Annotated in this window: 6 protein-coding genes; 4 read left to right on the top strand and 2 right to left on the bottom strand. The window is 63.9% G+C overall.

The features are described from left to right. Both ACK59Z_RS25600 and ACK59Z_RS25595 read right to left on the bottom strand, forming a co-directional pair. Window positions 1-1,443 (bottom strand): M16 family metallopeptidase (locus tag ACK59Z_RS25600; protein WP_409293961.1); only part of this gene is annotated, 1,443 nt, incomplete at its 3' end. Then, window positions 1,436-2,791, bottom strand: coding sequence for a pitrilysin family protein (locus ACK59Z_RS25595; protein ID WP_004575476.1), 1,356 nt, complete (start codon window positions 2,789-2,791; stop codon window positions 1,436-1,438). The genes ACK59Z_RS25600 and ACK59Z_RS25595, both read right to left, overlap by 8 nt. A 231-nt stretch (window positions 2,792-3,022) precedes the next feature. On the opposite strand from ACK59Z_RS25595, the gene ftsY reads away from it, so the two are divergent. The 4 genes from ftsY (at window position 3,023) to rpoH (ending at window position 7,169) form a co-directional block, all read left to right on the top strand. Beyond that, window positions 3,023-4,507 carry a signal recognition particle-docking protein FtsY gene (ftsY, locus tag ACK59Z_RS25590; RefSeq protein ID WP_108191984.1) on the top strand — a complete coding sequence of 495 codons (1,485 nt, stop codon included), beginning with the start codon at window positions 3,023-3,025 and terminating at the stop codon, window positions 4,505-4,507. A gap of 2 nt (window positions 4,508-4,509) precedes the next feature. Further along, window positions 4,510-5,181 carry a cell division ATP-binding protein FtsE gene (ftsE, locus tag ACK59Z_RS25585; RefSeq protein ID WP_003249079.1) on the top strand — a complete coding sequence of 224 codons (672 nt, stop codon included), beginning with the start codon at window positions 4,510-4,512 and terminating at the stop codon, window positions 5,179-5,181. Beyond that, window positions 5,178-6,203 (top strand): permease-like cell division protein FtsX, encoded by a 1,026-nt coding sequence (gene ftsX, locus ACK59Z_RS25580; RefSeq protein WP_003249081.1) that lies wholly within the window; start codon window positions 5,178-5,180, stop codon window positions 6,201-6,203. The genes ftsE and ftsX overlap by 4 nt, the downstream gene beginning before the upstream one ends. A gap of 111 nt (window positions 6,204-6,314) precedes the next feature. Further along, entirely contained in the window at window positions 6,315-7,169 is an 855-nt protein-coding gene (gene rpoH / locus ACK59Z_RS25575) for an RNA polymerase sigma factor RpoH (protein ID WP_003249083.1), read from the top strand. Window positions 7,170-7,220: the final 51 nt, after the last annotated feature.

The following is a 7,220-nucleotide window of genomic DNA, read 5'->3' as shown; positions in this document are numbered from 1 at the left end:
TGCTGGCAGCGGTTTTTGTGGCACTTTCGGGCCAACGGTGACGATCACCAGTTTATCGGCTGACAGGTGTTTGTTCATGGCTGCCTTGACCTGTTCGACGGTAAGGGCCTGGGACTGTTGCATGAAGTCCTCTAGCCAGGTCAGCGGCAAGTTGTAGAAGCCGATCGCGCCCAGTTGGCCGACGATGCTGGCATTGCTGGCATTGGACAGCGGGAAGCTGCCGGCCAGCTCGCGCTTGGCATCGTCCAGTTCCTGTTGGGTAGGGCCCGTCTTCAGGTAGTCGGCGAGAATGCCTTGCACCAGCTTGAGCGTACCTTCGCTGAGCTCGGCACGGGTTTGCAGGTTGATCATGAACGGGCCGCGTACCTGCATCGGGCTGAATACCGAGTAAACGCCGTAGGTCAGGCCACGCTTCTCTCGCACCTCGCTCATCAGCCGGGTACCGAAGGCGCCACCCCCAAGGATCTGGTTGCCCAGCGACAGGGCTGGCCAGTCCGGGTCCTGGCGGTCGATCCCCAGTTCGGCCAGCATCAGGTGGGTCTGCTTGGACGGGAAGTCGATGTGGGTCAGGCCGGCCTTGGCGTCTGTGGGTTGGGCCGGTGCGGCCAGCGCAGGGCCCTTGGGCAGGCCGGCAGACACCTGGGCGGCGATGGCTTCGGCCTCTGCACGGCTGAGGTCGCCGACCAGGGCGATTACCGCATTGCCGCCGGTATAGGCCTTGGCGTGGAACGCGCGCAGCTGGGCAAGGCTTATGCCCGTGATGCTCTCTGCGGTGCCGTCGCTTGGGTGGGCGTAGGGGTGGTCGCCATAGAGCTTGCCGAAAAGGGCCTTGCCGGCGATCTTGCCGGGGTTTTGTTTCTCATATTCGAAGCCAGCCAGCATCTGGTTCTTGATGCGCTTGAGGGCATCCTCAGGGAATGTTGGCTTGCCCGCCACCTCTGTAAACAGTTTGAGGGCCGGTTCGCGCTTGTCCTTGGTACTGAGGCTGCGCAGCGATGCGACGGCCATGTCGCGGTAGGAACCGTTGCCAAAGTCTGCGCCCAGGCCTTCGAAGCCCTCGGCGATGGCGGTGACGTCCTTGCCGGCCACGCCCTCGTTGAGCATGGCGTTGGTCAGAGCGGCCAGGCCTGGCGTGCCGCCGTCCTGGCTGCTGCCGGCAGCGAAGGTGACGCGCAGGTCGAACATGGGCAGTTCGCGGGCCTCGACGAACAGCACCCGGGCACCTTCGGCGGTGTTCCAGTGCTGGATGTTCAGCTGACGCCGGCTGGGTGCCTTGCCATTCAGTTCGGCCAGCGACTGCAAGGTGTTGGCCGGACGGGCTGCGCTGCTGTCGGCCTTGGCAGCGTTATCGGCCATGGCCGGAGCGGCCAGCACTGCCGCCAGCGCCAGGGCACGAATGCCCGTGGCCAGCAGGGTTGGGCGTGGTGCGCGGCGATCACTCATGGGCGGACTCCTCGGGCAGTACATGGGCAACGCTCAGGCGTTCGCGGGTGAAGTAGGTGCGCGCGGCGTTCTGGATGTCCTGCGGGGTGACGCGCTTGAGCTCGTCCAGTTCGCTGTCGATCAGCTTCCAGGACAGGCCGACGGTTTCCAGCTGGCCGATGGTGGTGGCCTGGCTGCTGATGGAGTCGCGGTCGTAGACCAGGCCGGCGATGACCTGGGCGCGTACGCGTTCCAGCTCTTCGGCGCTGGGGGGTGTGCTCTTGAGTTCTTCAAGCAGCTGCCAGATGCCTTTCTCGACGTCGGCGAGGGTTTTCTGCTTCTGCACATTCGGCGTCGCCGAGATCAGGAACAGGCTGTCGCCGCGGGTGAAGGCGTTGTAGCTGGACGACGCGCCGGCCACCAGTTCCTGGCCACGCTCCAGGCGGGCCGGCATGCGGGCGCTGTAGCCGCCGTCGAGCAGTGCCGAGATCAGGCGCAGGGCATGTACCGTCCGAGGGTCCTTGGCGGTGGGCAGGCCGGGCACGTTGAAGCCGTAGATCAGGCTTGGCAGCTGGGTTCGCACGTGCAGGGTCAACTGGCGCCAACCAGGTTCGGCCAGCTCCAGAGGCAGCTTGGCTGGCGGTACGGCGCGTTTGGGAATATTGCCGAAATACTTCTGCGCCAGGCCCTTGACCTCGTCGGCGGTGACATCACCGACCACCACCAGGGTGGCGTTGTTGGGGGCGTACCAGGACTCGTACCAGTGGCGCAGTTCCTCAACTTTCATGCGCTCCAGGTCGGCCATCCAGCCAATGGTCGGCGTGTGGTAGCCGCTGGCCGGGTAGGCCATGGCGCGGAACAGCTCGAATGCCTTGGCATTGGGCTGGTCGTCGGTGCGCAGGCGGCGTTCTTCCTTGATGACCTCGATTTCGCGGCTGAACTCGTCGGCAGGCAGGCGCAGGCTGGCAAGGCGGTCCGCCTCCAGTTCCAGGGCTACCGGCAGGCGGTCGCGGGCCAGCACTTGGTAATAGGCGGTGTAGTCGTCGCTGGTGAAGGCGTTTTCATCGGCGCCGAGGTCACGCAGAATGCGCGAGGCCTCGCCGGGGCCGACCTTGGCGCTGCCCTTGAACATCATGTGTTCCAGCGCATGGGACAAGCCGGTCTGGCCCGGGGTCTCGTAGCTGGAGCCGACCTTGTACCAAATCTGCGAGACCACCACCGGGGCGCGATGGTCTTCGCGGACCACGACCTTCAGGCCATTGTCGAGGATGAATTCGTGGGTGGGTTGCACATCGGCGGCAAAGGCCGCGAGCGGCAGGCAGAGCGTGCCGAGCAACAGGCCAGCGGCGCGGCGGGCTAGAGCGTTCATACGGTGTTTAACCTGTTCGGCGGCCCGCTGGGTTTAGCGTCGGCGGGCCAGGAGGTGCTAGGATACTGATCCGGTTGCCTGGCGACCATGCCTGTCGCCGTTCTGGCCCACAGGACACTAAGTCAAAACGTTGCGCATGAACCAGCCGGCTTCAAGATAGTCTGTTCTGCGTAGAGAGAATTCCCGATTGGCCATAGCTGGCCTATCGCTACCCTGAGATAGCCGTCTTCCATGTTTGGTTCCAACGACGACAAAAAAGCGCCGGCCGAGGCTGGTGAGAAGAAAGGCCTGTTCAGCTGGTTTCGCAAGAAGCCGCAGCCACCTGCGGGAGCGGGCGTGCCCGCGCATGAACCCCCCGCTGTCGAGCAGTCTGCAGCCGCTCCGGTCGAGGGATCTGCCGCCGAAGCGCCACAGGCCCCCGAACCCGTTCAGGCCCCTGCTGCCCCACAGCTGGCTGAGCCGCAGCCGGTCGCCGCACCGGCCCGGCCCCCGGTAGTCGAGGCCTCCGTCCCTGAACCGGTTGCGTCGCAGCCGTTGCAGGCGCCTGAGCCAGAGCCGGTCGCATCCCAGCCGCTGGTGGCACCTGCACCGCAGCCGGTTGCGTCCATGCCCTTGCAGGCGGCCCCTGTCGAGTCTGCCCCTGTCGAGGCCGCAGCGCCGGTCAGCAACCTGGTGCTGCCGGTTGCCGAAGAGCCCGTGGCCCTGGTGCCGGACCTGGAGCCGAAGGCACCGCCCGCAATCCCGGAACGCGCGGCACCCGCCCCTGTTGCTGCACCCGTCGAACAGGCCAAGCCCGGCTTCTTCGCGCGCCTCAAGCAAGGCCTGTCCAAGACCAGTGCCAGCATCGGCGAGGGCATGGCCAGCCTGTTCCTCGGCAAGAAGGTCATCGACGACGACCTGCTCGACGAAATCGAGACGCGCCTGCTGACTGCCGACGTGGGTGTGGAGGCTACCTCGGCCATTGTCCAGAACCTGACCCAGAAGGTCGCGCGCAAGCAGTTGGCCGATGCCGATGCCCTGTACAAATCGTTGCAGGAAGAACTGGCTGCGCTGCTGCGCCCGGTCGAGCAGCCGCTGAACGTACAGGCCCAGAACAAACCCTATGTGATCCTTGTGGTTGGCGTGAACGGCGCCGGCAAGACCACCACCATTGGCAAGCTGGCGAAAAAGCTGCAACTGGAAGGCAAGAAGGTCATGCTGGCTGCCGGTGATACCTTCCGCGCCGCCGCGGTCGAGCAGTTGCAGGTGTGGGGCGAGCGTAACCAGATTCCGGTGATCGCCCAGCACACGGGTGCCGACTCTGCTTCGGTCATCTTCGATGCCGTGCAGGCCGCCAAGGCCCGTGGCGTCGACGTGCTGATCGCCGACACTGCCGGCCGCCTGCACACCAAAGACAACCTGATGGAAGAGCTGAAGAAGGTCCGCCGGGTCATCGGCAAGCTCGACGTTGAGGCGCCGCACGAGGTGCTGCTGGTGCTTGACGCCGGCACCGGCCAGAACGCCATCAGTCAGGCCAAGTACTTCAACCAGAGCGTCGAGCTGACCGGCCTGGCCCTGACCAAGCTGGACGGCACTGCCAAGGGCGGGGTGATCTTCGCCCTGGCCAAGCAGTTCAACATCCCGATCCGTTTCATCGGCGTCGGTGAAGGCATCGACGACCTGCGTACCTTCGAAGCCGAGCCGTTCGTCAAGGCTCTGTTCGCCGAGCGAGATTGACCATGATCCGATTCGAGCAGGTTGCCAAGCGCTATCCCAACGGTCATGTGGGGTTGCATGAGCTGAGTTTCCGGGCGCGCCGGGGCGAATTCCTGTTCGTCACCGGCCACTCGGGCGCAGGCAAGAGCACCCTGCTGCGCCTGTTGCTGGCCATGGAGCGCCCGACCAGCGGCAAGCTGATGCTGGCAGGGCAGGACCTTGGCCAGATCAGCAATGCGCAAATCCCGTTCCTGCGCCGGCAAATCGGCGTGGTGTTCCAGAACCACCAGTTGTTGTTCGACCGCACCGTGTTCAACAACATTGCCTTGCCGCTGCAGATTCTCGGCCTGTCCAAGGTCGAGATCGCCAAGCGCGTGGACTCGGCGCTGGAGCGCGTGTCGCTGTCCGACAAGGGCGAGCTGTTCCCGGCCGACCTTTCCACCGGGCAGCAACAGCGGGTGGGTATCGCCCGCGCCATCGTTCACCAGCCGGCTCTGCTGCTGGCCGACGAACCCACCGGTAACCTCGACCCGCGCCTGGCTGCAGAGATCATGGGCGTGTTCGAGGACATCAACCGCCTGGGCACGACGGTATTGATCGCCAGCCACGACCTGGCACTGATCGCGCGCATGCGCCACCGCATGCTGACCTTGCAACGCGGCCGCTTGATCGGCGATGGGGAGGCCGGGCAATGAACACTACACGCACGCCGAAGGTTTCCGAGCGGGTCGCACCAAAACCGGCCGATCCGCAACCTGCGAAGAAAAAGCGCGGTGAAGACGATGATGGCCCGGACTTCCGCACCCTGCTGCATGCCTGGCTGGAAAGCCACCGTGCCAGCTTGGCCGACAGCCTGCGCCGCCTGGGCAAGCAGCCGATCGGCAGCTTCTTCACTTGCCTGGTCATGGCAGTGGCGCTGAGCATGCCGATGGGCCTGTCCTTGTTGCTGAAGAACGTCGAGCAGCTGGGCGGTTCGTGGCAGCGCGCTGCGCAGATTTCGCTGTACCTCAAGCTTGATGCCGGCAGCCGCGATGGCGAAGCGCTGCGCGACGAGATCAAGGGCATGCCTGGCGTGGCGGACGCCCAGTATGTCAGCCGCGAGCAGGCCCTGGAGGAGTTCCAGCAGCAGTCCGGCCTGGGCGAGGCCTTGCGCGAACTGCCAGACAACCCACTGCCGGGTGTGGTGGTGGTAACCCCGACCGAGGTCGACAAGCCGGCCCTGGACGCTTTGCGTCAGCGCCTGGCGGAGCTGCCGCGGGTGGACGTGGCGCAACTGGACCTAGTCTGGGTCGAGCGCCTGGCAGCCATCCTCAAGCTGGGTGACCGCTTCGTCTTCGGCCTGGCCGTGATGCTGATTTCTGCCCTGCTGTTAGTAATCGGTAACACAATTCGTCTACACATTGAAAACCGTCGTATCGAGATCGAAGTGATCAAGCTGGTCGGCGGCACTGACGCCTACGTGCGCCGGCCGTTCCTGTACATGGGCGCCCTGTATGGCCTGGGCGCAGGCCTGCTGGCGTGGGGTATCCTGGCGTTTGGCCTGAACTGGCTGAACGAGGCGGTGGTAGGGCTTTCCGGGCTGTATGGCAGTGACTTCGCCCTGGGCGGCGTTCCGGCTTCCGATGGTCTGTCGCTCTTGATCGGAGCAGTGTTGTTGGGGTATATCGGTGCATGGATTGCAGTCGCCCGCCACTTGAACGAGCTGGCGCCGCGATAGTTTTTACGTGCCAGCATTGACATTTTCTTCACTGCGGAACTTGTACCGTCGTTCCAGGTCAATGTTGGCAGCGCCCACAAGGTGCGAGTTTTGTAAGTCGGAGGTTCTTGAATGACCACATCGTTGCAACCTGCCTATGCCCTGGTACCCGGTGCAAACCTGGAAGCCTATGTGCACACGGTCAACAGCATCCCGCTGCTGACGGTCGAGCAGGAGCGTGATCTGGGCGAGCGTCTCTATTATGAGCAGGATGTCGAGGCCGCTCGTCAGATGGTGATGGCCCACCTGCGTTTCGTCGTACATATCGCCCGTAGTTATGCCGGCTACGGGTTGGCCCAGGCTGACCTGATCCAGGAAGGCAATGTCGGCCTGATGAAAGCCGTCAAGCGCTTCAACCCTGAAATGGGTGTGCGCCTGGTGTCGTTCGCTGTGCACTGGATCAAGGCAGAGATCCACGAGTTCATTCTGCGCAACTGGCGCATCGTCAAAGTGGCTACCACCAAGGCTCAGCGCAAGCTGTTCTTCAACCTGCGTAGCCAGAAGAAGCGCCTGGCGTGGCTGAACAACGACGAAGTGCATCGCGTGGCGGAAAGCCTTGGCGTCGAGCCGCGCGAAGTGCGCGAGATGGAGAGCCGTCTTAGCGGCCAGGACATGGCCTTCGATCCGGCAGCGGAAGCTGACGACGACAGCGCCTTCCAGTCGCCTGCGCATTACCTGGAAGACCACCGTTACGATCCGGCGGTGCAGTTGGAGGATGCCGACTGGAGTGACAATTCCACCAGCAACCTGCACGAAGCGCTGCAAGGTCTGGACGAGCGTAGCCGCGACATTCTTTATCAGCGTTGGCTGGCGGAAGAGAAGGCCACGCTGCATGAACTGGCAGACAAGTACAGCGTATCGGCTGAGCGTATTCGCCAGCTGGAGAAGAATGCGATGAACAAGGTCAAGGCACTGATCGCTGCCTGATCGAGTCTGGGTTGTAAAGAAAAGCCGCTGGCCCGAATGGGGTGAGCGGCT

Source organism: Pseudomonas sp. KCJK9058 (assembly GCF_046230975.1).
Classification (GTDB): domain Bacteria; phylum Pseudomonadota; class Gammaproteobacteria; order Pseudomonadales; family Pseudomonadaceae; genus Aquipseudomonas; species Aquipseudomonas alloputida.
Note: the sequence above shows the minus strand (reverse complement) of the source record. Positions and strands in the feature narration are given on the sequence as shown.